The organism is Rhodococcus sp. 008, assembly GCF_001682295.1.
GTDB lineage: Bacteria > Actinomycetota > Actinomycetes > Mycobacteriales > Mycobacteriaceae > Rhodococcus_F > Rhodococcus_F qingshengii.
On record NZ_CP012749.1, the window covers coordinates 2,620,190 to 2,646,595 of the forward strand.

The 26,406-nt window shown below is 61.6% G+C and carries 24 protein-coding genes; 20 read left to right on the top strand and 4 right to left on the bottom strand.

Going from position 1 to position 26,406, the window contains the following annotated elements:
• Position 1: 1 nt before the first annotated feature.
• Positions 2-1,111: a GGDEF domain-containing protein gene (locus tag AOT96_RS12290; RefSeq protein ID WP_003943790.1), complete on the bottom strand. Its 1,110-nt coding sequence runs from the start codon at positions 1,109-1,111 to the stop codon at positions 2-4.
• Positions 1,112-1,361: 250 nt separating this feature from the next.
• Here AOT96_RS12290 and AOT96_RS12295 point away from each other — a divergent pair, with 250 nt between their 5' ends.
• The 5 genes from AOT96_RS12295 (at position 1,362) to AOT96_RS12315 (ending at position 9,007) form a co-directional block, all read left to right on the top strand.
• The gene (locus AOT96_RS12295) at positions 1,362-1,991 is read left to right on the top strand and encodes a TetR/AcrR family transcriptional regulator (protein WP_003943912.1); all 630 of its coding nucleotides are present in this window, start codon (positions 1,362-1,364) and stop codon (positions 1,989-1,991) included.
• A 71-nt stretch (positions 1,992-2,062) separates the two neighbouring features.
• On the top strand, positions 2,063-4,417 hold the full coding sequence (locus AOT96_RS12300) for an MMPL family transporter (protein WP_003943813.1): 2,355 nt from the start codon (positions 2,063-2,065) through the stop codon (positions 4,415-4,417).
• A gap of 114 nt (positions 4,418-4,531) precedes the next feature.
• Complete coding sequence (locus AOT96_RS12305) at positions 4,532-6,265, top strand: ABC transporter ATP-binding protein (RefSeq protein WP_054188631.1); 1,734 nt, start codon at positions 4,532-4,534, stop codon at positions 6,263-6,265.
• Positions 6,262-8,193, top strand: coding sequence for an ABC transporter ATP-binding protein (locus AOT96_RS12310; RefSeq protein WP_003943946.1), 1,932 nt, complete (start codon positions 6,262-6,264; stop codon positions 8,191-8,193). Before AOT96_RS12305 ends, AOT96_RS12310 begins: the two co-directional genes overlap by 4 nt.
• Before the next feature lie 70 nt (positions 8,194-8,263).
• A complete protein-coding gene (locus AOT96_RS12315; RefSeq protein ID WP_007731643.1) occupies positions 8,264-9,007 on the top strand; it encodes an IclR family transcriptional regulator in 744 nt (247 codons plus the stop codon).
• 5 nt (positions 9,008-9,012) lie between these two features.
• Here the strand turns inward: AOT96_RS12315 and AOT96_RS12320 are convergent, their stop codons facing one another.
• Complete coding sequence (locus AOT96_RS12320) at positions 9,013-10,194, bottom strand: multidrug effflux MFS transporter (protein ID WP_019746495.1); 1,182 nt, start codon at positions 10,192-10,194, stop codon at positions 9,013-9,015.
• A gap of 7 nt (positions 10,195-10,201) precedes the next feature.
• Positions 10,202-11,053, bottom strand: a complete 852-nt coding sequence (locus AOT96_RS12325) for an alpha/beta fold hydrolase (protein ID WP_007731641.1) — start codon at positions 11,051-11,053, stop codon at positions 10,202-10,204.
• 101 nt (positions 11,054-11,154) lie between these two features.
• Between AOT96_RS12325 and AOT96_RS12330 the strand changes: the two genes are divergently transcribed.
• The 15 genes from AOT96_RS12330 to AOT96_RS12400 all read left to right on the top strand — a co-directional run bounded on the left by AOT96_RS12330 (position 11,155) and on the right by AOT96_RS12400 (position 24,856).
• On the top strand, positions 11,155-11,640 hold the full coding sequence (locus tag AOT96_RS12330) for an FAS1-like dehydratase domain-containing protein (RefSeq protein ID WP_007731639.1): 486 nt from the start codon (positions 11,155-11,157) through the stop codon (positions 11,638-11,640).
• Positions 11,637-12,035, top strand: coding sequence for an acyl dehydratase (locus AOT96_RS12335; protein WP_065351800.1), 399 nt, complete (start codon positions 11,637-11,639; stop codon positions 12,033-12,035). Before AOT96_RS12330 ends, AOT96_RS12335 begins: the two co-directional genes overlap by 4 nt.
• Before the next feature lie 81 nt (positions 12,036-12,116).
• Complete coding sequence (locus AOT96_RS12340; RefSeq protein ID WP_007731634.1) at positions 12,117-13,406, top strand: aromatic ring-hydroxylating oxygenase subunit alpha; 1,290 nt, start codon at positions 12,117-12,119, stop codon at positions 13,404-13,406.
• Positions 13,407-13,528: 122 nt separating this feature from the next.
• On the top strand, positions 13,529-14,872 hold the full coding sequence (locus tag AOT96_RS12345) for a M20 family metallopeptidase (RefSeq protein ID WP_007731632.1): 1,344 nt from the start codon (positions 13,529-13,531) through the stop codon (positions 14,870-14,872).
• The gene (locus AOT96_RS12350) at positions 14,872-15,828 is read left to right on the top strand and encodes a catechol 1,2-dioxygenase (RefSeq protein WP_054188629.1); all 957 of its coding nucleotides are present in this window, start codon (positions 14,872-14,874) and stop codon (positions 15,826-15,828) included. The genes AOT96_RS12345 and AOT96_RS12350 overlap by 1 nt, the downstream gene beginning before the upstream one ends.
• A gap of 30 nt (positions 15,829-15,858) precedes the next feature.
• Positions 15,859-16,731 carry an alpha/beta fold hydrolase gene (locus tag AOT96_RS12355; RefSeq protein WP_065351801.1) on the top strand — a complete coding sequence of 291 codons (873 nt, stop codon included), beginning with the start codon at positions 15,859-15,861 and terminating at the stop codon, positions 16,729-16,731.
• 109 nt (positions 16,732-16,840) lie between these two features.
• The gene (locus tag AOT96_RS12360) at positions 16,841-17,797 is read left to right on the top strand and encodes an NAD(P)-dependent oxidoreductase (protein ID WP_019746501.1); all 957 of its coding nucleotides are present in this window, start codon (positions 16,841-16,843) and stop codon (positions 17,795-17,797) included.
• Positions 17,798-18,001: 204 nt separating this feature from the next.
• Positions 18,002-18,985 (top strand): ABC transporter substrate-binding protein, encoded by a 984-nt coding sequence (locus AOT96_RS12365; protein ID WP_065351802.1) that lies wholly within the window; start codon positions 18,002-18,004, stop codon positions 18,983-18,985.
• Positions 18,982-19,845 (top strand): ABC transporter ATP-binding protein, encoded by an 864-nt coding sequence (locus AOT96_RS12370; protein ID WP_007731623.1) that lies wholly within the window; start codon positions 18,982-18,984, stop codon positions 19,843-19,845. The genes AOT96_RS12365 and AOT96_RS12370 overlap by 4 nt, the downstream gene beginning before the upstream one ends.
• A complete protein-coding gene (locus AOT96_RS12375; protein WP_019746502.1) occupies positions 19,842-20,678 on the top strand; it encodes an ABC transporter permease in 837 nt (278 codons plus the stop codon). The genes AOT96_RS12370 and AOT96_RS12375 overlap by 4 nt, the downstream gene beginning before the upstream one ends.
• A gap of 13 nt (positions 20,679-20,691) precedes the next feature.
• Positions 20,692-21,477 carry a class II aldolase/adducin family protein gene (locus tag AOT96_RS12380; RefSeq protein WP_054188628.1) on the top strand — a complete coding sequence of 262 codons (786 nt, stop codon included), beginning with the start codon at positions 20,692-20,694 and terminating at the stop codon, positions 21,475-21,477.
• Positions 21,478-21,627: 150 nt separating this feature from the next.
• Complete coding sequence (locus tag AOT96_RS12385) at positions 21,628-22,638, top strand: NAD(P)/FAD-dependent oxidoreductase (RefSeq protein ID WP_065351803.1); 1,011 nt, start codon at positions 21,628-21,630, stop codon at positions 22,636-22,638.
• A gap of 3 nt (positions 22,639-22,641) precedes the next feature.
• A complete protein-coding gene (locus AOT96_RS12390; RefSeq protein WP_007731605.1) occupies positions 22,642-22,962 on the top strand; it encodes a DUF362 domain-containing protein in 321 nt (106 codons plus the stop codon).
• The gene (locus tag AOT96_RS12395) at positions 22,962-23,786 is read left to right on the top strand and encodes an alpha/beta fold hydrolase (RefSeq protein WP_007731603.1); all 825 of its coding nucleotides are present in this window, start codon (positions 22,962-22,964) and stop codon (positions 23,784-23,786) included. The genes AOT96_RS12390 and AOT96_RS12395 overlap by 1 nt, the downstream gene beginning before the upstream one ends.
• A gap of 167 nt (positions 23,787-23,953) precedes the next feature.
• Positions 23,954-24,856: an IclR family transcriptional regulator gene (locus AOT96_RS12400; protein WP_007731601.1), complete on the top strand. Its 903-nt coding sequence runs from the start codon at positions 23,954-23,956 to the stop codon at positions 24,854-24,856.
• Between the two features lie 11 nt (positions 24,857-24,867).
• Here the strand turns inward: AOT96_RS12400 and AOT96_RS12405 are convergent, their stop codons facing one another.
• Positions 24,868-26,391, bottom strand: a complete 1,524-nt coding sequence (locus AOT96_RS12405) for an AMP-binding protein (RefSeq protein WP_065351804.1) — start codon at positions 26,389-26,391, stop codon at positions 24,868-24,870.
• Positions 26,392-26,406: the final 15 nt, after the last annotated feature.

The window sequence follows — 26,406 nt, forward strand, 5'->3', positions numbered from 1 at the left end:
TTCAGTGTGCCCGTCGACGCGGAACTGCCATAGGAGCAGTGTTCGCGGTGTTGCCTCCCGCGGATTTTGCGTCGTACATCAGATGATCGGCCGCAACGATTGCTCGGGAGAACTCGTTGTAGTCGAACTCTTCCTGATGTGGGATGAAAGGTAGCGTCGCTGCGCCGACGCTGACCGTGGCCAGGGGGTCGTCGGAGGCGTTCACCACGGCTTTGGGGAGCGTCGCGATTCGTTTGCGAAGTCCGTACGGAGTACCGATCATCACAACGGTGAACTCCTCGCCGCCGGTGCGCGCGGCGTAACCGAAACCGTTCACATGCGCCTGCAGGCGCGTTCCGGTCCGGATGATGACGGCGTCACCGACTTCGTGGCCGAACGTGTCGTTCACCGCCTTGAACTTGTCGATGTCGACGACGGCAACAGCAATGTCGGCACGATTTGCCGACGCGACCGACCAGATGCGCTCCGACATGTCCCACAGTCCTCGTCGGTTCAACAGGCCGGTAAGCGCATCCACTTTGGATCCCGTTGCGCGCGCGAGTAATTGCCGCCAGGTGAACTGAATCGTGGCCGGAATGAAGATCACGGCACACAGGACGACGTCCGTGCGTGCGATCACGCTGGTTGTCGAGTAGTCGCCGTTCGTCAGGCCGAGCACCGTCAGGGCGATGACAAATGTCGTGGCAAAGGCGAGATGGAAGGCCAACCAGCGGTAATCGAGAAAATAGGTGAAGTAGGCGCCGGTGGCGACAAAGAGTGCCGCGCCGAAGAGGGCGGCGTTATGGCTGGTGAAGGTGATGAGAATCGAGGCAGTTCCGAGATCTGCCCACAGTCCGTAGAGCTTGAGCATGCGTGAACCTCTGATTCGGCCGACAAACCAGAGAATCGTAGGGATCAGGTTGACGGTCGCAATGCCGACGAGCCAACTGCGCGCAAACGGTCCGTCCGGGCCCTCTCCGCTGAGGAGAAACAGGAACGCCACGATCGAGAAATTGAGTGAGCAGAACCCGATGGTGAGACGGACGAGACGTAGTACGGAGCCTCGTCCGGACTTCGATCCCCACAGCATCACCGTGGACGAAACCGGCCAGGTGTGCAGGAGCGGGTCCATCAGATTCCTTCGCCGAGCAAATTGCGGTTAATTCACCGCAAAGTATGTCAGGCCATGTTGATTCACGCGTCAACTTGGCAGGGGGCGTCAGGCGGTGGAGTTGCTCGCAACCCTCTCTGTCGCGCTGTTCAGGCATTTGCCGTGCGTGAGTGTGAGGTACGCCTCGAGTTTCCGTGCCGTGTGTTCGATCGCACAATATTGCAGACCTCTGCAAAGTTGCAGAGCTCTGCAAGTTCGGTACCGTGTTGGGGTGATCATCGAACAAGGCCTTCGTGACCGCAAGAAGGCAGCAACCCGTGCCGCACTCAGCGGCGCGGCAGCACGGCTTGCTCGTGCGCTGGGGATCGAATGCGTCACCGCTGACGCAATCGCCTCCGAGGCCGGAGTGTCGACGAGGACGTTCCACAACTACTTCTCCAGCAAGGAGGAGGCAGTGCTCGCCAGTTTCGAGGAATCGGTGACTTTGTGGATCGAGGCGCTTGCGTCACGGCCCGCGGACGAACCAATTCTCGACGTCCTCGAAGAACTTGTGGTCGAAATCGTGAACGACTCAGGTCCGAGTGGGAGTGAGAAGGCAAGTATCTGGCTGCTGTCGGATTCGAGTCCCGCGCTCTACCGGGATGCCGCAGACATGCATCAGCGGATCAACCGTGCAGTCGTTCAGGCATTGGCGGAACGCACCGGTACCGACGCCGAGAAGGACCTGTACCCGACGCTCCTCCTGGGAGCGGTGGGCGGAGCCGCTAAATCGGTGATCGACGTCTGGACTGGCGGAAAGTCGGAGGCTTCCAGTCCGGAAGAGTTGGTTCACGACGCTTTTCGGCAGATTCGTGCCGGGTTGCCCGCGCCGCCGCCTGCCCCTGAGATGTCGCGTCCCTGAGATGTCTCGTCTCTGAGCCCCACACGTAATACCTGTCCACGTACACGCACCGAAACAGCAAGGAGCCCGTCGTGGCCACCTATCTTTATCGGATCGGCAAGTTCGCCTACCGGCGAAAAGGCGCGGTCCTCAGCGTTTGGCTGATAATCCTGGTCCTGATGGGCGTCGGGGCAGCGACTCTGTCCGGCCCCACCAAGGATTCGTTCTCCATTCCGGGAACCCCGGCGCAGCAGGCGCAAGACCTGATGGCGGAGCGTTTTCCCGACGCGCCCAATCCTATGGATTCGCTGAGCGCGCGATACGTAGTGCAAGCTCCGGCAGGCACGACGCTGGCCGATCCGGCGAACGTCAAGGCCATGGACGACATGCTCGCGAGTATTCGTGGCATCGACAAGGTCGCCGACTCTGCCAAGGTGGACCCGGCGACTGCCACTCCGGAACAGGCCGCGAAGGCGTTGGTCAATCCGGTTACCGGCAACGACTCCATGGTTGCGATGTTCAAGGAAAAGGCTGCTGCGGCTGGAACTTCCGAGACACAGGCCGTGGACGACGCGCGTGCGTTGTCGCCGCTCAGTGCCGACGGCACAGTCGGGTACGTCGAGGTTCCGTTCAGCGGTGACTTCGCCGATCTCGATCAGGCGTTGCGTGATTCGATCAACTCCGCAGCCGATGTCGGTCGGGCCGAGGGACTCAACGTCCAGGTCAGTGGTTCTGCTGCTCAGGAAGCGGAGATGCCCGGTGGTGTCACCGAGCTGATCGGTATCGCCGTTGCCGCAGTCGTTCTGGCCATCACGTTCGGTTCGCTTGTGGCCGCGGGGCTTCCGCTCCTCACCGCGATCATCGGTATCGCTATCGGCAGCCTCGGAATCACGGTTGCCACCGGATTCATGGATCTCAGTTCGATGACTCCGACGTTGGCGATCATGATCGGTCTGGCCGTAGCGATCGACTACTCGCTGTTCATCATGTCCAGGTTCAGGCATGAGCTCACCCTTACCGACAACCGTGCCGAAGCAGCAGGTCGCGCCGTCGGAACCGCCGGTTCCGCAGTGGTATTCGCTGGTTTGACGGTCATCATCGCGCTGGTTGCATTGCGCGTCGTCGGCATCCCGTTCCTCTCCGATATGGGTGCGGCAGCGGCCTTTACCGTGCTGATCGCGGTTCTGATCGCCTTGACCTTGCTGCCTGCGATCCTGGGTATGTTCGGACGCAAGGCTTTTGCCGGCAAGATCCCCTTCCTCAGCAAGCGCGCAGAGGAGTCCGAAGACGAAGATTCGGGCAAGCCGAAGTTGGCTCTGCGCTTCATCAGTGCCGTCGTCCGTCGTCCGCTCGTGCCGCTGATCGGTGGAGTAGTGCTTCTGGGCGCATTGGCTCTGCCCGCAACGGGATTGAGCCTGGCACTGCCGTCGGAGGCCACCGGTGACCCGGCGACCAGTGCGCGTCAGGCATACGACCTGATCGACGAGGGCTTCGGTGACGGTCGCAACGGACCGCTTATCGCCGTTGTCGACGCGAAGGGGGCCAGCGTTCCCGCCGGGGAGGCCTTTGCGGAGGTCGTCTCGACCATCTCGGGCTTCGATGACGTCCAGAACGCACAGGTCGTCGGGGTCAACGAGGCCGGCGACACCGCGCAGGTACTGATCACTCCGAAGAGTGGTCCGACCGACCCCGCCACGATGGATCTGGTGTCCAGCCTTCGTGGAGCCGAAGGCGGACTCAACGATTCGATCGGCGTCAGCTACGGCATCACCGGTCAGACCGCACTCGAAGGCGACGTCTCGGACACGCTGAAGGATGCATTGGTGCCCTACCTGGCCGTCGTCGTCGGCCTTGCATTCATCTTGTTGCTCTTGGTGTTCCGTTCGATCCTGGTTCCGCTGACGGCGACGCTCGGCTTCCTGCTCAGCGTGCTCGCGACATTCGGTGCGACGGTGGCGATCTTCCAGCACGGTTGGTTGGGCATCATCTCGAACCCGCAACCACTCGTGAGTTTCATGCCGATCTTCCTGATCGGTGTGGTGTTCGGACTCGCGATGGACTACCAGGTGTTCCTCGTGACGCGTATGCGTGAGGAGTACGTCCACGGCGCGAGCGCGAAGGAGGCCGTGACCATCGGCTTCAACCATGGCGCCCGGGTCGTCAGTGCGGCCGCGGTCATCATGATCTCCGTGTTCGGTGCCTTCATCGCGGAACCGAACTCGTTCATCAAGTCGATCGGCTTCGCGCTTGCCGCGGCGGTGTTCTTCGACGCCTTCATCGTGCGCATGGTGATCATCCCGTCCGTCATGGCACTGCTCGGCGACAAGGCGTGGTGGTTGCCGAAGTGGCTGGACAAGATTCTGCCGAACGTCGACATCGAGGGTGAGAAGCTCAGCAAGGCCCTCCGTGAAGAAAAGGAAGCGGAGCTTCAGTCCGCATCTGCTTGATCTCTGCTGTGCGCCTTTATTAACCCCCCGCGGTTAATAAAGGCGCACAGCAGTTTTTGTGTATCGAAATATCCAGCGGCACATGTCGGCCAGGATTGGTAACCTTCGCTCACTATGCTGATCAGGCTGCTGCGCACTTATCTGATGCCGTACCGGGGTGAACTCACGGGCGTTGTCGTCCTGCAGTTTATTTCGACTATGGCGGCCCTTTACCTTCCGAGTCTCAACGCCGACATCATCGACAACGGCGTGACGAAAGGCGACACCGGCTACATCCTCTCCACCGGCGGGATGATGCTGATGGTCACGCTCACGCAGATCCTGTGCTCGGTGGGGGCCGTCTTCTTCGGTGCGCGAGTTGCCATGGGCGTCGGACGCGATCTCCGGGCTTCGGTGCTGCATCAGGTCGGGACGTTTTCGGCCCGAGAGGTCGGGCACTTCGGTGCGCCTTCGCTGATCACCCGCAACACCAACGACGTCCAGCAAGTGCAGATGATGGTCGTGATGAGTTGCACCATCCTCGTCATGGCGCCGATCATGTGCGTCGGCGGCATCATCATGGCTCTGCGTCAGGACCTGAATCTGTCCTGGATCCTGGGGATCAGCGTCCCGCTTCTCGTAGTCTCGATGGGTTTCCTGATTGCCCGGATGGTCCCCGGATTCAGGGTCATGCAGGGCCGCCTCGACGCCGTCAACCGTGTTCTTCGCGAACAGATCACGGGCATCCGTGTCGTCCGAGCGTTTGTACGGGAACCGTACGAGGTAGAGCGTTTCGGCGATGCCAACCGTGAGCTGACGGAGACTGCACTCGGCGTCGGCCGCCTCATGGCACTGATGTTCCCGCTCGTGATGCTGATCAGCAATGTCACCAGCGTCGCGGTCATCTGGTTCGGTGGCCATCAGATCAACGAGGGCTCGATGCAGATCGGCTCGCTCACCGCGATGCTCAGCTACATCATGCAGATCCTGATGGCCGTCATGATGGCCACTTTCATGGCGGTGATGCTGCCGCGTGCGTCGGTGTGCGCCGAACGTATCTCCGAGGTGCTCGACACGGATTCGTCGGTGATTCCGCCCGAGAACCCGGTCCGAGAACTGAAGGACCCGGGAGTCGTCGAACTTCGTGGCGCTCAGTTCCAGTTCCCCGGAGCCGAGGAACCTGTATTGCGCGACATCACGTTCCGTGCCGAACCCGGCAAGACGACGGCGATCATCGGCGGCACCGGATCGGGAAAGACCACTCTGCTTAACCTGATTCCACGATTGATCGACTCCACCTCCGGATCGGTATCGGTGGGAGGAGTCGACGTCCGCGACATCGACACGGAACTGCTCTGCTCGGTGATCGGTCTGGTCCCGCAGAAGCCGTATCTGTTCTCGGGCACTGTCGCCACCAATCTCCGCTACGGAAACCCCGAAGCTACCGACGAATGGCTGTGGGAGTGCCTCGAGATCGCCCAAGCCGCCGACTTCGTCCGCGCCATGCCCGAAGGCCTGGACACACCGGTGGCACAAGGCGGTACGACGGTATCGGGTGGCCAGCGTCAGAGACTCGCCATCGCGAGAGCGTTGGTGCGTAAGCCACAGATCTATCTGTTCGACGATTCCTTCTCGGCACTCGACCTCACTACTGATGCGAGGCTGCGTGCGGCGCTCCGGCCGGTCACGCAAGACGCCTGCATCGTCGTTGTCGCGCAGCGCATTTCCACCATCGTGGAAGCCGATCAGATCATCGTGCTCGACGACGGCGCCATCGTGGGGATCGGCACGCACGACGAACTCGTGGTCAGTTGTCCCACCTACGGCGAAATCGTCGCCTCTCAGCTAGCCGTACAGGACGCATCATGAGTAATCGACCGACTTCCTCGCCTCCCATCGGCCCGCCCGGCGGCGGCGATCCCACCAAGAAGGCCATGAACTTCGGCCCTTCTCTCAAGCGTCTCCTCGGTCGCTTGAGCCCGGACAAGCCGATCGTCGTCCTGATCTTCGCTTTGGTGACGGCAAGCGTCGTACTTTCCTCGATCGCGCCGAAGATCCTGGGAAACGCCACCAACCTGATCTTCGACGGCATCGTCAGCAAGCAACTCCAGCCGGGGACGACCAAGGAACAGGCTGTCGAAGGATTGCGCGCTTCGGGGCAGGGTCAGCTCGCGGACATGGTTTCCGGCATGGCAGTTGTGCCTGGAACCGGAATCGATTTCGACGCAGTCGGCAAGGTCTTGATGATCGTGCTGCTGCTGTTCGTCTGTGCGTCGCTGTTCAGTTGGTTGCAGGCGTATCTGCTCAACATCGTGGTCCAGCGAACCGTTCGCCGGTTGCGTGAGGATGTCGAGCAGAAGATTCACCGACTTCCCTTGCGGTACTTCGATACCCATGCCCGCGGTGATGTTCTCTCACGCGTGACCAATGACATCGACAACGTCGCGCAGAGCTTGCAGCAGACGCTCAGCCAGTTGGTCATGTCGGTGATGACCGTCCTGGGCATTCTGGTGATGATGCTGTGGATCTCACCGTTGCTCGCCTTGATCGCGGTGGCAACTGTTCCGCTGTCGATCATGGTCACAGCGTTCATCGCGAAGCGTTCACAGAAGCACTTCGTGGCGCAGTGGAAGAGCACCGGCGGAATCAACGCACAGGTCGAGGAAGCGTTCAGCGGCCACGAGTTGGTCAAGGTGTTCGGCCGCCAGCAGGAGGTCGAGGAGCGCTTCCGCAAGCAGAACGAGGATCTGTACGAGTCCAGCTTCAAGGCGCAGTTCATCTCCGGTCTGGTCATGCCGGCCGTGATGTTCCTGGGCAACCTCAACTACGTCGCCATCGCAGTGGTGGGTGGCATGCGCGTCGCATCCGGAACGATGACGCTCGGCGATGTGCAAGCGTTCATCCAGTACTCGCGGCAGTTCACCCAGCCGCTCACGCAGATCGCGTCGATGACCAATCTGCTGCAGTCCGGTGTCGCTTCGGCCGAGCGGGTCTTCGCGCTGCTCGACCAAGAGGAGCAGTCGGAGGACCCGAAGAGTGCGAAGTCGCCCACGGTCGACAAGGGGCGCGTCAAGTTCGAGAACGTCACCTTCAGTTACAAGCCGGAACAGCCGCTGATCGAGGACCTGTCCCTGACTGCCGAGCCGGGTCAGATGGTTGCGATCGTCGGACCCACCGGCGCCGGCAAGACCACCCTGGTCAACCTCATCCTGCGGTTCTACGAACTCAATTCGGGCCGTATCACTTTGGACGGCATCGACATCGCCGACATGACGCGAGACGATCTGCGCTCGCGCATCGGCATGGTTCTGCAGGACGCGTGGCTCTTCGGTGGAACCATCCGCGAGAACATCGCGTACGGCAAGCCTGGTGCCACCGACGAGGAGATTCGTCGTGCGGCCGAGATGAGCTACGTCGACAAGTTCGTGCACTCTCTGCCTGAGGGTTACGACACGGTCATCGACGAGGAAGGCAGCAACGTCAGTGCGGGCGAGAAGCAGCTCATCACTATCGCCCGCGCCTTCATCTCGCAGCCGTCCATCCTGATCCTCGACGAGGCGACCAGTTCGGTGGACACACGCACCGAACTGCTGGTCCAGAGCGCCACCGCGGTTCTGCGCAACGACCGCACCAGCTTTGTCATCGCGCACCGTCTTTCGACAATTCGTGATGCGAACCTGATCGTGGTGATGGAGGAAGGCCGGATCGTGGAGCAGGGGAGCCATGAGGCTCTGCTCGAATCCCGCGGCGCGTATTTCCGTCTGTACAACAGCCAATTCGTGGGCGCGGAGATCTGATGCCTCAGTAGACTGGAGCAGACTTGGTCCGCTGGGTGGACCACATTCTGTGTACTGGAGGCGCTCGGCGATGCATTCGTTGCTGGGGAAAGCGCGCCTGATACTCGATTCCTTCGATGCGGATTCGGGTGCGCTGTCGCTGACCGAACTTGCGAATCGGAGTGGTGTTGCGAAGGCGACGGTGCATCGAATAGCCGGTGAACTGGTGTCTCTTGGTCTACTGGAACGGGTCGGAACCAAGTACAGGTTGGGGTTACGGCTCTTCGAACTGGGGCAGTTGGTTCCTCGTCAACGTATTCTGCGCGAGGTGTCCTTGACGTATGTGCAGGATCTTCACGCGGCGACCCGGGAGACGGTTCACCTCGCGATTCGCGACGGCCTCGATGTTCTGTACATCGACAAGATCTCCGGTCATCACGGGGTGGACCTGCCGTCGCGGGTGGCTGGCCGGCTGCCGATGTATGCCACGGCAACCGGCAAAGCGATACTCGCGTACTCACCGGATTCCGTTTTTCGAGCGGTGACAGGCAACGGATTTGTCGAGTTCACCGATCGGACGGTGAACTCGGAAGACGGGTTACGTAGGCAACTCGACGCTGTTCGTTCGCAGCAGTTGGCGGTCGAGACCGAAGAGGTTCGCCTGGGAACATCGAGTATCGCTGCCCCGATCTTCGGTGGACTTGGTGAAGCAGTTGCCGCGATCGGTGTGTCGAGTCCGCGGTATCGAATGGACACCGAGCGTTTTGCCGAACCGTTGCGCGCGGCGGCCGAAGGGATCAGCCGGAAGGTATCGGTTCTCGAACGCTCGGCATAACCGTTTTATCGACGCACGCAGAGCAGCGCGATCACGCCGAGAACCGAAGCCCCGGTCATGGAGATGGCCACGGCAAGACTGGTGTTGCCGAGAAGGCCGACGATGGGCGCAACCACAGCGGCAGCGCCGAACTGCGCAAATCCGATCAGCGCGGCTGCTGAGCCTGCGGCTTCTCCGTGACGGGACAGTGCAACCGCCGGTGCGTTGGGCATGACAAAACCCGTTGCGCAGAGCATCAGCAGGATGGGGACGGCAAACCCGACGAATCCCCACGAGTCGGTGGCGGCAACAACAACAAATGCAGCGCCGACGGCACTACTGCCCCACATTGCCCAGATCGTGATGGAATTCGGCGACCACCGGCCGAGAAGCACGACGTTGAGCTGGGACGAACCGATCAGAACGACGGCGCCGCCGGCAAAGGCAAATCCGTATGCGGTGGCGCTCAGTCCGAACTGTTCCTGCATCACGTAGGACGACGCGGCGATGTACGACCACAAAACGCCGCGGCCGAGACCGCACACGAGCACCAACACCATGAAGTGGGCATCCTTGCCGAGCGCAATGTAGTTTCGCGCGATGGCGCCGATGCCCTTGCCCGACCGATTCTCGGGTGGAAGTGTTTCCGGCAGCGATACTGCCGCGAGTGCGATCATCGCGATGCCCAGGATGAAGAGAGCGAGAAAGACTCCGCGCCACTGTGTTACGGACATCAGTGCCCCGCCGATGGAGGGGGCCAGGATGGGCGCTACGCCCATGACCAACATCAGCCGCGAAAGTACAACTGCCGCATCGTGTCCGGTGAATAGATCACGAACGATTGCCATCGCGATCACGCCTGTCGCGGCGGCGCCGAAACCTTGAAGGGTTCGCAGCGCAGTGAGGACTTCGATGGACGGAGCAAAGAAGCAGGCCAACGACGCGCCGACGTGAATTACTGTGCCCACGAGCAGGGGACGTCGACGTCCGTAGATGTCGGACAGTGGGCCGATGAGCAACTGGCCGAAAGCCAGACCCAGCAGTGTGCCCGTCAGGGTCAGCTGAACCATCGTGTCCGACGTACCGAATTCCTGCGTGATCTGTGGCAGCGCAGGAAGATACATGTCGACGGTGAACGGCCCGAGGGCGGTGAGAATTCCGAGAAGCAGTACCAATCGGATCCGTGCACCGCCCCTCGGGGCGATCACCGTTAGTTCAGTTGTGCTGTTGGTCAAGGAAACCCGAAACTACACTGTAGTAGTCGTATGGTCGTTCTTCCTGAAGATGATGCGACGCCTTGTCCATGATGTAGAGATGGCCATGGGGAATCATCCGCGCAAGCATGAGCGGGTAGTCCGGGGTGAGGAATGCGTCGTGCATGCCCCAGGCGAAGAGCGTCGGCGCCTGGATCTGGCCGAGTTCAGCTGTGAGATCCTGCCAATCGCCACGAGGTGAGTCCGCCGAGGCAGCCAGGGCCATTTCTTCGGGGTCGAGACTTTGCTCGTATCGCATCTGGAGGGTTTCGGCGGGCAACTTCGATCCGTCGAACCATTCGAGACTGGTGATCAAGGTGCGGAGTTTTTCGAGGGTGGGGCCGGTGCCGCCGTAGTAGACGTCGCGGGCGTTGCGGCCACGACGGCCATCCTCGGGGAGCGGCGCGAGTGGACCGTAGAAGACGGGCATGCTGCCCGTGATCACCAGGGAGCGAACGCGTTCCGGGTACTTTGCCGCAAGATTGAGAGCTATGGTGCCGCCCCACGAGTTGCAGACGAAGTCTGCGCGTTCGATTCCGAGTTCGTCGAGCAGGGCAACCACCTTGGCGGCGTGGAAGTCCCACATTGGGCCGGCGATGGTGCACTTGTCGGACCGACCGTATTGCAGCAGATCAACGAGAATCGCTCGTCGATCCGAGGCGAAGAGCGGTGCCACTGGCCCGAAGTCGGACCACGCAGTGCAGCCGGGGCCGCCTCCGTGCAGGAAAATCGTGGGGTCGCCCTCGCCGAGGTCGTAGTAATGGAATGTGACGCCATCTGCTTTGGCGTACAAGCTCTTCGGTTGATCAGCCATGGCTATACCTGACCTCGAGGTGAGCGGTATTGGAAGTATCGCGGTCCGGCAGGCGAACCCGGTTCGTGGCTGTGAGACTTCCGAATGCCTAGCGTGCTGGCATGAGAACAGAACTCGAGCACGCGCGTGATCGCGCGGAGGCGATGATCGGTACGCGGGAAACGCGAGAGTTGGGAACGGTGCGTCCGGCGGAGTCGGTTGCGTTTGCGGTTGCCACCGCCGAGACGGACCCCCGGTTTCTCGACCCGGAGCACCCGGCATTTGCCGTCCATCCGATGTATCTGCCTTCGCTTTTGCGAGGACCGCAAGGTGGCTCCGATCGAGAGTACCGAGCAGACGGCATGTTCCGTGACGAAGTGCCGGGCACAGACGGTATCGACGTGCGCTTGATGGCCGGCGGGCAGAGTGTGACTTTCTTGCGACCGGCCCCGCTGGGTGAGGCTGTCGTCGTAGGGCGAGTACTCGATACCGTGACGACCAAGGGCCGGGCTCCGGACGAGTTTCTGCTGCTCTCGGTCACCAAGACTTACCGGGGTGCGCAGTCCGGCGCATTTGCCGAGGTCGTCGAGAAGTTCATCGTCCGATGACCGAAACAGTAGTCGTGGGCACGCCGATCGAATCGGTGACCTTGATCTGCGATCCGGTTCGGATCCTTCGATTCGGGGCGTCGACGCACAATTCGCACCGTATTCACTACGACGCCTCATATGCGCAGACGGAGGGGTTGTCCGCACCGGTGGTCATGGCCCAGTTGCAGGGCACGCTGTTCTTTCGTGCCGCGTCACACTTTGCCGGTGGATACGAAGGAGTTGTGTCCGTCTCCTGGCAGAATCGTGCGCCCGCGCCCGTCGGAACCACACTCGAGGTGTCGGGTGAAGTGTCCCAAATCGACAGTGACCAACTAACTTTGGCATTGCGGGAGCATTCGGACAATGGCGTGCTGTGTGCCGTCGGAACCGCTGTGGTGGTCCGGGTCTGCTGAGCGAACCGAATCCATTGGCGTAGACCGCAATCTCACCCAAGATCTGTTTCATTCAAACGTTCAGTGTCGAGAGGACTTCACATGACTGGTGTCGAGGCGTCGGAAGCCACGTTCGCGCTGCCCGAGCGGCCACGAGCGGCCGGTCGGCAGGATTGGACGGCATGGCCGGGTTACAACGCAGCCGGCAGCGGATACCGCGGTTACTGGTACCCGGTCACGTGGTCGAACCACATCACCAAAGACCCCAAGAGCTTCACCATCTGTGGTGAAAAGCTGGCGATCATCCGCGACGCAGGCAAGGCATATGCCCTGCACGATCGGTGCCCGCACCGCGGCGTTCCGTTGTCCGAGGGCGATCAGCAGTTCCCGGGAACTGTCAGCTGCCCGTACCACGGCTGGACGTACCGGCTCACTGACGGCAAGCTGGCCGCGGTCATCACCGACGGTCCGGATTCCAAGATCTGCGGCAAGCTGAACGTCCAGACCTATGCGATCGAGGAGCGACTCGGTCTGGTGTGGGTGTACATCCCGATCGCCAACGAGCCGGCGCCGTCCATCGACGACCAGTTGCCGCGTGAGCTGGTGGAGAACAAGGGTATCGTCGGTGGTCGGATTCAGCCCCGAGAAGGCAACTGGCGCTTCGCATGTGAGAACGGTTTCGACGAGGGACATGCGAAGTACCTGCACCGCACCGCATTGTGGCGTCTGTTCAAGCCGATGCCGACGTGGAACATCACGAGCATCGTTCCTGAGGGACGCTGGATCTACCGCGTGCAGGAAGAGGTGTACTGGGAGGCGGAATTCCCGGGCGTGGGAACCTGGACGAACAAGCGGTGGTGGAAGAAGAAGCCGGACGAGACCCAGATTTCGCAGATCGGAAACGTCGGCGCCGGTCTGGACGTCAATCCTGTGATCGCAGCTCAGAACTTCCCCGGTTTTGCTTCACTGTCCATGCCGGGTGTCCTGCGCATCGCGTACCCCAAGTTCATTCACTACGAGTTCTACGTCCCGGTGGACGAAGACAACCACAAGTACGTCGGCCTCATGGTCAACTTCGTCTCCGGCGCAGCAAAATTGGGCTTCTACGCCAAGTACCTCGGCGCGATCCGCTGGCTGTTCCACGGTCAGTTCTCGGGTCAGGATGCGTGGATGGTCGAGGTCACCGACGCACCGCCGGAGAAGCTGTACCGACCGGACGTGTCGCTGACGACGTGGCGAAATCTGGCAGAGGAAGAGTACGCCGAGAAGATCGCCGACGCGGCCAAGCACACCCCCAAGGCGCCGGTCAGGCCCACCCGAGAGCGCCGGACGCCAACGCCCCGCTCGGCCCCTGTCGCCGACGCTCAGATTCCCACCGGCACCAGCGAATAGGAGAGATACATGTTCAAGATTCTGACGGCTGTCGCTATCGGTGCCGCTGTTGCAGTGGCAGTTCCCAAGCTGTGGCAGCTGGCCGGCGAGCGCAGCAATACTCAGGTACATCAGGTCAATCCATGACCACTGCGAGGGCCGATGCTCTCGCAGGCCTAGGCGACGAGCGCCGGGAATGGGTCGAGCGAGCCTACGCCCATGTCGATCGTGCGCGATTGCGGGATCTCGCCACTTCGGTGGTCAACATTCCCAGTCCGACGGGTGACGAAGCACCGCTGGCCCGCCACATCACGGCGGTCCTGGCAGCGTCGGGCATCGAGGCCCACACAATGGATCTCGATGATCGGCAAGCGAACTCGTGGGGAAGGCTCCGCGGTGACGGGTCCGGACCGGACCTGTTGCTGTATGCGCCGATCGACACCGTCACGACCGGCGATCCGGCGGAAGACCTGCCGTGGGTGGGAAATGAGCTGCGAGCGGATCTGACGCCGCACGCCCAGTTCGACGAGAACTACGTGATCGGATTGGGTGCGTCGAACCCCAAAGGCCACGCCGTCTGCATTGTCGCGGCGGCCGAAGCAATTGCCGCAGCCGGTATTCCGCTCCGCGGTGACCTGGTGCTCGGATTCGGCGCCGGTGGTATGCCGACCAATGCCCGCCCCGGTGTCGGAAACCCCCGACGCAACACCGGCCAGGGCGTCGGCTGCTCGTTCCTCCTGGAACAGGGAGTGTGGGCGGACTGCGCGTTGATCGCCAAGCCCGGCTGGACGGTCTCCTGGGAAGAAGTGGGACTGGCCTGGTTCGAGATCACGGTGCACGGTCTGCACACCTACGTCGGCTCGCGCCACCGGTTGCCGTACCGCAACGCGATTACCGCAGCCGGCGAGGTGGTCGCCAAGTTGGAGGAATGGTTCCCGAAGTACTCGGCGGCGCATCAGGACGGTTTGGTTGCGCCTCAGGGGATCGTTGCCAACATCCGCGGCGGGTGGGAGCGAACAGCGTCGTTCACCCCCGAGCAGGTGCGCCTTACCGTTGATCTACGGCTCAGCCCGCGGACGACGCCCACCGCGGCCAAGCGCGAACTCAAAGCCGTCGTTGCGGAGATCGCACAATCGCTGGATCTGCAGATCGACGTCGAACAGGTTCTTGCCATCCCCGGTGAGGGTTCCGACCCTCGAATGTGGTTGCGCCGCGCCGCAGTCCACGCGTGGGAAGCTGCCGAAGGAGAGCCGCATCAGGACTTCTTCGACGCGAGTGGAGCCACCGACGCAAACATCCTGCGCAGCCGCGGCATCCCGACGATTCGGGTGGGTATGCCCAAGGTGGTCGACGCACCGTTCGAGGTGGACTTCGCGATGGGGATGAACACTGTGGATCTGGCTGCGGCGGAGAGATTTACGAAGTATCTGATCCGAGTGGCCCTCGACACCGTCACCCGCTCGCTCGAGGAAGTAGGAATCGACTGATGGCGAAGATAGTTCTGGGTATCGGTGCCTCCCACAGCACCTTGATGAACACCCATTGGGAAGAGACGACGCACAAGGCGGAGGCCGAACGCTTCCGGGACGCGCTGTATCTGAGCCGGGAGAAGATCGCGGCGTCGAAACCCGATGTTGTCTTGATTTTCGGCTCCAACCACTTTCGCGGTTTCTGGCTGGATCTGATTCCGGCGTTCACTCTCGGCGTCGGAGAGTGCATTTCCAGTGGCGAGTCAGGAACACCCAAGGGGCCGCAACGGGTCGACGTGGAGTTCGCCAGGCACCTTGCAAACGAGCTGATCGAAGGTGGCCGGTTCGATCTTGCCTACTCGGCGCGATTGCAGATCGATCATGGTCAGTCTCACGCGATTCAGTACCTTCTCGACGGAATCGATGTTCCGATAGTTCCGTTGGTGGTCAACGTATTCGCGCCGCCCCTCCCGACGTTCAAGCGATGTGAGGAAGTGGCGAAGGCCCTGCGGGATGCCGTTGCGTCGTATCCGGCGGATACCCGGGTCGTGGTGATCGCGTCCGGTGGATTGTCTCATCGTCTGCCTTGGCCGGACTGGCGGGATCCGCACGGTGAGGACGAGGATTTCATGGTTCAAGCCTGGCTGGACGGCCGGGAGAACTGGTCCGACTACGACGTCCGGCGACGCCAGATCATCCGCGCAGCCGATGCCGCGATCACTCCGGAGTTCGATGACCGAATTCTTGATCTGTTTGCCAGCGGCAAGGCAAGTGAGCTTGCCGAGTTCACGACGCAGCAGATCGAAGACGAGGCGGGCAACGGTGCGCAGGAGTTGCGGACCTGGCTCATGATGGCCGCGATGCTCGACTACGTTCCGGGTGAACGCCTTGCCTACGAAGCGATTCCCGAGTGGCTCACCGGTATGGGTGTCACGATTCTCGATCCAGCTGGAACAGACAGCGCAACAACATAATCTGCACCTTCAGTAAAGGAAGTTTCTCTGATGACAATCTGGAACGAACTTGCCGGGCTCGATTTCGAGTTGACGACCGTCGACGCCGGCGGTGTGCCCACGCGCTCTCTGCAGGCAGGATCCGGTGACGAGGCCGTGATCTTCCTGCACGGCACCAGCGGACACCTCGAGGCATTTGCACGCAATATTGCACCGCACGCCGAGTCTTACCGGGTTCACGCGATCGACATGCTCGGCCATGGTTACACCGGCAAGCCTGACTACCCGTACGAGATTCCGCGCTACGTCGAGCATTTGGTGAACTACCTCGACGCGGTCGGACTGGACCGTGTGCACTTGGTGGGTGAAAGCCTCGGTGGTTGGGTCGCTGCCTACCTGGCCAGCGAGCAGCCCGAACGTGTTCTGTCGCTGCAGTTGCTGGCAGCAGGCGGAACAGTCGCGAACCCGGAAGTCATGGAGCGCATCAAGACGTCGACCGCGAAGGCCGTCCAGAGCGACGACATCGAATTGACCCGCGCACGTATGCAGTTGCTCATGCATGATCCCGCCGATGCAACCGAGGAATTGGTTCAGGCTCGTCACCGGATCTACCATCAGCCTGATTTTGTCGCCAACATCCACAACCTCCTTTCCTTGCAGGAGATGGAGGTTCGCCAGCGGAACCTGCTGCGCCCGGATCGAATGGCACTCATCAAGGCGCCGACTCTTGTGGTCTGGGGTCAGGAAAATCCGTTCGGTGATGTTCCGGAAGCGAAGAAGATGGCCGAGGATATTCCGGGCGCTCAGCTCGAACTCTACTCGGAGTGCGGTCACTGGCCGCAGCACGAGCAGGCAGCGAAGTACAACCCGCTGAGCCTCGAGTTCTTGGCAAAGGCATCAGCCAGCGCGAAGGCAGCTATCTGAGAAGTTCCTGCCAAATATGCTGCTGCGTAATGGAGCCGGTCTCTCGATTGGGAGGCCGGCTTCCGCGTTTTCGAAGGTACAGTCATCGTCTTACAGCGAAGGAGTTCTCGTGAAGAAAGTACTTCTGCTGACGGCCGACGCCGACAACGGACTCGGTACCGCAATCCGTGACGCCGTCAGGGGTGAGGCGGAGGTAGTTCGATTACCTGAGCGCACCACGGGGGCGCTCCGTGCGGAGTTGCCGACATGCGACGTCGTGGTGGGGGACTGGAGTGGTGATCTGCCACTGGGCAAGGAGGAAGCAGAGCTCGGCCGGAATGTGCTCCTCGTCCAACAGCCTGGTGCCGGAACCAATTTCATCGATGCCGAAGCCTGGCGCGCCGCCGGAGTTCCGGTGGCGAATACTCCCGGTGCAAACGCGAATTCGGTTGCGGAGTGGGCAGTGCTCGCGGCAGGTGTGTTGTGCCGCTCCATGTTCTGGGCGCACAACGAGGTTACCGATGGTCGATGGCCACAGGAATCCATCCTGACGCGCGATTGCCGCGATCTGGCGCAGCGCCGGGTCGGCGTCGTAGGTGTCGGTTCGATCGGCCGCCGGTGTGCAGAATTGTTTGCCGCCTTCGGTTGCGACGTCTACGTCACCGCGCGTTCGAGACCGCGTGACACTGTGGCTGCGACGTTTGTGTCACTCGACGAGTTACTGCCTCTCGCGGATGTCCTGGTGCTGGCCGTCCCGCTTACGGAATCAACTCGGGGACTGATCAATTCCCATCGAGTTGCGCAGTTGCCCACCGGAGCGATCGTGGTCAATGTGGCGCGCGGCGCTGTCGTCGACGACGCGGCATTGGCGCGTGCCTTGCGTTCCAGGCATGTCGGCGGCGCTGCCCTCGATGTGTTCGACGTTGAACCACTACCGATTTCGAGCCCGCTCCGTGGATTCGATTCGACCCTCCTGAGCCCGCACGTCGCCGGCGGCAGCGCCGGAGCGCGTGCGTCGATCTATTCGATGACGGCGCAGAATGTCGCCAGTGCGCTGCGCTCGCAGACAATTCGGTGGACATTGTGATTCGGTGGACATTGTGATCGAGGGCCGTGTTACCGAAGTATTTCGGTCCGCACGTTCCTCCAGGTGCAGTGTTTCGCCGAGGTAAGTTCCTGTCCCCGGTCCGCACGGTGGACCCGGTTGGTTCTCGGGTGTAGGTACACACAGCTAGGTTTGCTCTCCACGACCCGCAACTGCGGCACAGATCACAAACAAAGGTGTGAGTAGATGGCCTCGCTGTCAAAGTTTGGAAGGACTGCTCTTGTTTCGGCTGCGCTGCTGCTGACCGTTGCAACCGGCGCATGCAGCCGCCCGGCGACGCAAAGCACAGCTGATTCTGCCGGAAGTGGACCACTGCGTATCGCAGTCGGAATCGATGCTTCCTACGCTCCGTTCTTCGTAGCGGATCAGGAAGGCATGTTCGACGCTGCCGGTTTGGACGTCGAACTCGTCCAGTTCGGTCGTGGTGGCGAGGCCGTCGACGCACTCTCGACCGGGCAGGTCCAGATCGCCGGTAGCTCCGATACGACAACGATCGCCCAGTTGCGTCAGAATCCGTCGTTGCGCGCGATGTACTCGTACGAGGCGTCGGGTGACTACATCAAGGTCGTGCTGCGTAACGGTGTCGACTCACCGGCTGCGATCAAGAAGATGGGCATCGTCCCGGGTCTCAGCCAGATTTCGACGGACAAGTACCTCGCTGCCAATTCCATTACCCCCGGTTCGGTCGAGATGATCTCGGCGACCCCGACGGACATGCCCGCACTGCTCAGTCGCGGCGACATCGACGGGTTTGTCCTGTGGGAGCCGTGGCCGGCCACCGCCCTGGATCAGGGAACCGGCCACGTGGTGGCAGTAACCGGAGACTACGGCTGGTTCTATCATCATTGGGCGATCACGACGGCTCCGTGGTTGTCGGCCAACGAAGAGACAGCGCGAACCGTCGCGAAGGTGCTCGACGAGGCAACGCGCAAGGTCGAGTCGGATCCGGGCGTGGCAGCGTCCGCGACCAAGGCGGCTGTGAACGTCAGCGAGGATCAGACTATTGCCGCGGTGGACGAGATCGACTTCGCCGTGGTGAATCTCGAAGCTGCGGATGTCGAGTCGGCTCAGTCGATCGTAGATTTCTACAAGTCGATCGGTGTTCTCAGCGACCAGCCGGATCTCGAATCGGCAATGCTTCTGGATTGGTACAAGGATGGTGCACAGTGAGTATCGCAACAAGTGGTTCAACGACCAGCTCGACGAATAGCGCGGGGACAGCCGGCCCCGGCAAGAAGAACACCGGTGTTGCCATCGACGTGGTCGACCTCGGAATCAGCTTCGGCGCGGCGGAGATCGTCGCCGGAATCGACATGCACGTGCAGCCAGGTGAATTCGTCTGTCTGCTCGGTCCGAGTGGCTGCGGCAAGTCGACGCTGCTGTCGTCCATGGCCGGCTTCGTGGAACCCAGCGCCGGCGAGATCGTGTGCGACGGAGATGTCGTCGCCGGCAGTAACCGCCACGCCGGCATGGTGTTTCAGAGCTCCGAAGCGTTGTTCGAATGGATGACCGTGAGCCAGAACGTGGCCTACGGCCCCAGGATGCGTGGAGCGAACCGCAGCGAGCAAGCGAGTATCGCGGCCGAGTACCTCGCGATGGTCGGCTTGCCCCACGCGGGTGCGAAGTTCCCCTCGCAGCTGTCCGGCGGTATGCGGCAACGTGTTCAGATCGCACGAGTTCTTGCCAACCAGCCGTCGTTGGTTCTCATGGACGAGCCGTTCGGTGCGTTGGACGCTCAGACTCGTCAGGTTCTGCAGACCGAACTCGACCGTATCTGGCGGCACACCCGCTGCACCGTGGTATTCGTGACTCACGATATCGACGAGGCACTGACGTTGGCTGACCGTGTGATCGTGATGTCGGCCGGCCCGCGGGCCCGGATCAAGAGCGTCTACGAGGTCAATGCGGCTCGTCCGCGAGACCGCAACGATCCCGAGGTGATCGAGCTCTACGAGAAGCTGCGGGACGACATTCGGGCAGAAGTGGTTGCGTCGCTGCGGAACCAAGGCATTGAGGAGGACGAGCTGTGACGGCTGTAGTGACCGGTGGTTCAGCCGGTGTGAGAACAGCGAAGGTGGCGGAGACAAAAAAGCGTTCGTCGGCGCGGCGATCCAAGATTGTCAAAGCGACGCTGATGTATGCAGCCTCAGCGGCAATCGGTTTGGGCATCTGGTCGTTCCTGGCGTGGTGGTACGGGCCGACCACCATTGCATCACCGGCCGAAGTATGGTCGGCGGCACAGGAACTGTGGGAGAGCGGCGTTCTGTGGTCGTCGATCACCGCATCGGGTCAGCGAATTCTCATCGGCTGGTTCCTGGGTGTCGTGATCGGTGCTCCCGTCGGAATTCTGATGGGCCGCATTTCCATCGTGCGACAGCTCCTCGATCCGTACATCGAGTTCTTCCGGTTCATTCCGCCTATTGCGTTTGTCACTCTCGCCGTCGTCTGGTTCGGCATCGGTGAGACGTCGAAGGTTGTTCTGATCTTCTACACCTCGGTATTCATCGTCACGGTCAGCACGATTGCCGCGACTGTAGCGATCAGCGAGAACAAACTGCAGGCAGCGGCAAATCTTGGTGCCAACAAACTTCAGATCATGAAGACGGTGGTCTTGCCGTCGTCGATCCCCGGCATCGTCACGGGCGCTCGCCTGGCGATGGGCAACAGCTTCCTCACCATCGTGTCGGCGGAGATCGTCGCCGCCGACCAGGGTATCGGTTCGATGATCTGGCAGGCTCGAAACTACGGCCGGATCGACTGGACGTTCGTCGGCATCATCGTCCTGGGCATCATGGGCTTCATCTTCGACCGGATTCTCCGCATTCTGTCCTCGCGGTACCTCGCCCGTTACGGCGTCAAATAGTCAGGAGCGCAGCATGAATCACCCGCTGAGCATTGCCGAGCAGGCCGGAATTCCGGGACCGCCCGAGTTCACCGATATCGAGAGTGAGCGGCGTCGTCGCAAGACCGCTGTCATCGGCGGGTATCGGATTTTGTCGAAATTCGGTTTGGACGAGGGAATCTCGGGACATATCACCGCCCGAGACCCAGAAGATCCGGAGACTTTCTGGACTGCGCCGTTCGGGCGGCACTTCTCCCAGGTTCAGCCGGAGGAATTGCTGCATGTGGCGTCGGACGGCGCGGTCATTTCCGGAGACGGACCGCTCAACCGAGCAGCGTTTGTCATCCACAGCAAGGTTCACGAGGCTCGTCCCGACGTCATCGGAGCTGTTCACGCTCACGGTTTGAACGGTAAGGCGTTCTCCTCGCTGCACACCCGCCTCACGCCGATCACTCAGGACGCGTGCGCCTTTCACGAGGATCACTCGATCTACGAGGAGTATCACGGGGTGGCGCTGGACGAAGAGGAGGGGATTCGCATCGCGGATGCCCTCGGATCGAACAAGGCCGTGATCCTCACCAACCACGGTCATCTGACCGTCGGAACTTCCGTGGAGAGCGCAGTGTGGTGGTATGTGTCGATGGAGCGGTCGATGCAGGCGGAGTTGACGGCGCGAGCCGCCGGTGATCCGGTTGTCCTGCACGAGAAGATCGCGGCGCAGACCTACGAAGCAGTCGGCACCGAGAAGGTGGGGTGGTTTGCGTACTCGACCATCATCCAGAAGATCGCAGCAGACGAACCCGAGGTATTCGCGCACTGAATTCTTCGCGCACTGAATTCCTGCGAGCATTGGGCCCGTCGACCGAGAGGTCGGCGGGCCCTTTTCGTGTTGTCCCGCAACTGTTACCGAGGTCTGTTGAGCGGACCGGTTTCATTTGCGTGAGTCCGTCGGCGCAATACCGTATCGAGTGTGAACAAAACGTCTTCCACGGCGACCGACAACGAGATCGGCGTCGATATTCTGATCATTGGTGCCGGCCCCGCCGGGCTGTACGGCGCGTACTACGCAGGCTTCCGCGGCCTCTCGGTTGCCGTGATCGATGCCCTTGCGGAACCGGGGGGACAGGTCAGTGCGATGTACCCGGAGAAGGCGATCCTCGACATCGCGGGATTCCCTTCGGTCAAGGGACGCAACCTCATCGAGGGTTTGATGGCGCAGGCTGCCCCGTTCGATCCGGTGTACCTTCTGGGCATGCAGGCTCGTGAGCTGTCGCATGACGACGACGGCCGGGTGCGGATCACCACCAGCACGGGCCAGGTCGTGGCGGCCGGCGCGGTTGTCATCACCGGCGGCATCGGAACCTTCACCCCGCGTCCGTTGGCGAAGGGTTCGGAGTTCATGGATCGGGGGCTGAGTTACTTCGTCCCGGATTTGTCGGCGCACACCGGGAAAGACGTTGTCATCGTCGGTGGCGGCGACAGCGCGTTCGACTGGGCCGTTCACCTGGAACCGATTGCCAAGTCCGTCACCCTGGTTCACCGGCGAGATCGTTTCCGCGCGCACAAATCCACAGTCGCCAAGGTGCAGGAAAGCAGTGTCCAGGTTCTCGTCAACGCAGATGTCTCGGCGGTACGTGGAAACGGGTGGATCGGCGAGGTCGACATCACCCACAAACAAGACAAGAGCACGTCCACGCTGCTCGCTCAATCCGTCATCGCTGCATTGGGATTCACGGCCGACCTCGGTCCGATGACGGAGTGGGGAATCGAGATCGACAATCGCCACATCGCGGTGAACACACGGATGGAGACGAATGTTCCGCGTGTGTATGCCGCCGGGGACATCACGGACTATCCCGGCAAGGTCCGCTTGATCGCCGTCGGTTTCGGCGAGGCCGCGACTGCGGTGAACAACGCTGCGGCAGTGCTGGATCCGGAAGCAGAAATCTTCCCTGGACACTCCACCGAACAGGAGAGCTAGGCAATGGCATTTGTCATCGGTGAAGCATGCATCGACTACACGGACCGATCATGCATGGAAGAATGCCCCGTGGATTGCATCTACGAGGGTGATCGCAAGCTCTACATCAACCCGAACGAATGCATCGATTGCGGCGCTTGCGAATTGGCCTGCCCGGTGGAGGCGATCACCGTCGACCGGAAAGCAGACCCGGATTTCAAGGAAGACAACAAGCGCTTCTTCCTCGAGGTCTTGCCTACCCGTAGCGAGCCCGTCGGAAATCCGGGTGGTTCGGCAAAGATCGACATCGTCGGCGTCGATACCCCGATGGTTGCGGCGTTCTGATGGCTGGCGGCCTGCAACTCGGATACGTTGATTCGTCTTTCGGGCAATTGCATTACGCGCAGCAAGGTTCGGGTGAGGCGATTCTCCTGCTTCATCAGGCGCCCCGGTCGTGGGACGAGTTCCGCGAGTTCATTCCACTCCTTGCCGACGACTTCCGCGTTGTCGCGATGGACATGCCGGGGTACGGCAACAGTGCTCCGGTGCCCGGCCCGCAGACCATCGAGACCTATGCGCGAGGCGCGTGGGAATTGCTCGACACCCTGGGCGTCGATCGAGTCACGGTCATCGGTCACCACACCGGTGCGGCAGTGGCGCTCGAGATGGCGGCATCACGCCCCGAGAGGGTGCACGCTGCCGTGCTCTCGTCGTGCCCGTGGACCGACCGCAACTACCGCGAGGGGCACTCGGGACCCGGTGGGATCGACTGCGTCGACCGGGCCGCAGACGGTAGCCATCTGACCAGGCTGTGGGAGATGCGTCGCCCCTACTACCCCGAACCAGGCACCGCACTGCTCGACAGGTTCATCCGAGACGCGCTTGCCTACCGGGTAGATCCGGCGGAGGGGCACAAAGCCTGCGCCCGCTACGTCATGGAGGCGAGAGTCGGTTCGGTGACTGCGCCGGTTTTGCTGATCGGCGCGCAGAAGGATCCCTTCTCGATGCCTAACATTGCGCCGTTACGTGCACACCTGACGGGTGCGGCAGTGGTGGAAACGGAGATCGTCGAATCGGGGACCGTCGCACTCGTCGAGGAGCACGCGCCGCAGATTGCATCCGCCGTCCGCATGTTTCTGGAGAATTACGCAGGTAGGCGCCCCGTGTAAACTCTGCGGGACGGGTTCACTGAGCGGACCGTGTGGCGTGCGTCTCATCGTGTCGTCACCATAGTGTCAGTCTCGAAGCACCTGCACCTAACGAGGACCCCGACCGATCTCGGTCGTTGTGGCACTCGGTCTCGGCAGGCTGTCACAGATCGTTCAGGAGGACACTCATGGCCGCTCCACAACAATCCGTCGGGTTCGGATCCGTACTACCCATCGCGTCGGAAACGACCGCTGCATCGCAGCCTGCAGGTGAACTGTCCTCGGTCCTGGGCAAGGCTCGAATGATCTTGGACGCTTTCGACACCGACCACAGTGACCTGTCTCTGACGGAGCTCACCCGGCGCAGTGGGGTCGCGAAAGCGACGGTTCACCGGTTGGCCGGCGAGCTGGTCGAGTGGGGATTGCTCGAGCGCGCGGGTACCAAGTACCGGCTCGGCCTGCGATTGTTCGAGCTGGGCCAATTGGTGCCGCGTCAGCGGATTCTGCGCGACGCGGCGCTGCCGTACATGGAGGACCTACTGCTGGCGACGCAGGAGACGGTTCACTTTGCGGTTCGTGACGGCATCGACGTCCTCTACATCGAGAAGATCATCGGACACCGCGGGCTCAATCAGCAGTCGCGGGTGGCCGGTCGGCTCCCGCTGTACTGCACCGCCACCGGCAAGATCATCCTTGCCTTCTCCCCGCAATCGGTCTTCGACGAGGTAGTCGAGCAGGGTTTCACCGCCTTGACCAGTCGAACGACGATGTCCGTCAGCGTGCTGCGCCAGCAAACCGAGCGGATGCGTAAGGAACAACTCGCGGTGGAGGTCGAGGAGACACGGCTCGGGTACATGAGCGTCGCAGTGCCGGTGTTCAGCGGCCCGCGCACTCTGGCCGGCGCGTTGTCTGTGACAGCGCCGACGGCTCGCCTCAACGTCAGCCGCATCACCGGGGCCCTGCGCACTGCCGGCGCCGGAATCACCCGAAAACTTCATGCCATGAAGTGCACACATTCGCCGAGCGACCCGCTGGCTCTGCGCACGATCTGCAGTCCGGTGATGTGTTCGTTCAACGGTTGCGGCAAGTAGCGAGGCGCGGTCTATCGCCGGGCGCGGAACACGCTCTTCTCGCAGTCCCAGGTGTGTGGGCCGACGCCCCTCTCACGTAGCACTGCTTTCTGTACCTTGCCGGTTTCGGTGAGTGGCAACGTGTCCACGACGTCGATGTACCGGGGAAGTGCAAAGTACGGCAGCTGTTGCTGGGAGAACTCCAGAATCGAAATGGGGTCGAAAGATACTCCGGGGCGCAGTATTACAGTTGCCATGACGTCGTCCTCGGCCAGATCCGACGGTACCGGGAAGACGGCAACCTGACCGACCGACGGATGCAACGCCAGAACGGTTTCCACTTCGGCCCCGGAAATATTTTCACCGCGGCGCCGAATCACGTCTTTGATGCGATCGACAAATCGGAACCAGCCGTCTGCTTCCCGAATCACCCTGTCACCGGTCTGTATCCAACTCTCCGTCGCCGGAATCTCCTCGCCCAGATAGCCCAGTGAACAGGCGCCGGGGATCGTGCTGCGGACCACCAGTTCGCCGGGCTCCCCGTCTGCGGCAGCAGTACCGTCGTTGACGACTGCGGCGTCGTAGCCACTCATCACCCGCCCCATGTACCCGGCCCGCCGATCTCCCGGAAGTGTGCCGATCACGAGATTGGTTTCGGTACTTCCGAATCCGTCCACGAGTTCTACACCGAATCTCTGGGCAAACGGTTCGATCAGATGAGCCGGCGTTGCGGGGGCAAGTGCCACGTGGACGCTGTGCTGTCGGTCTTGCGGCGATGGGTCCGCGTTCATCAACATGGCCACCATCGCACCCAGCAGGTAGTCGACAGTTGCGCCGATCTCGCGAACTTCGCGCCAATGATTGCGGACCGAAAAGCGTTGTCCCAGGAAAAAAGTAGACCCGGCCCAAAGGGACTGAACAAAGGCATTGAGAGCATTGGTGTGAAACAGCGGCAGGCAGTTGTACAGCACATCGTCCCCGGTGAGCCCGAGTGAGGCGCCGACGCCTTTGCCCCACTGCAGGAACTGCGCGTGCGGGCATCGGACGCCTCGGGGCAGACCGGTGGTGCCGGAGGTGAAGAGTATCGCGGCCAGGTCGAGCGGATCGAGGGTCTCGGGCTCACAGCCCGGATGCGAACCGGCAGTGGGGACGCACTGTTCACCCATGACCCACACGGTGCCGTCGAATCCGGCTACAGCGTCTGAGTATTCGGGTGAAACCAGGATCCGTTGTACACCAGCCTGTTCGAGTGCGCTGGCAACACTGTCGGCTCGGAGGGCCGTATTGAGTGGGACGACAACCGCACCGATCCACGCGCATCCGAGAACAAGGTCTGCCAGTTCGATCCTGTTGCCGGACAGTGCCGCCACGCGCTCCCCACGGCCGACACCGTGATTACGGAGATCCGCCCCCATCGACGCTGCACGATCCCGCAATTCGCGGTAGGTGACCGTGATCCCGTCGACGACGAGCGCCGGGTGCTCCGGACGCTCCAAAGCTCGCCTCCGGATCAAATCCGGAAGCGAGCGCGGAATGGCATGTGCGTCGTGGTGCATGGGTAATTGTATCCC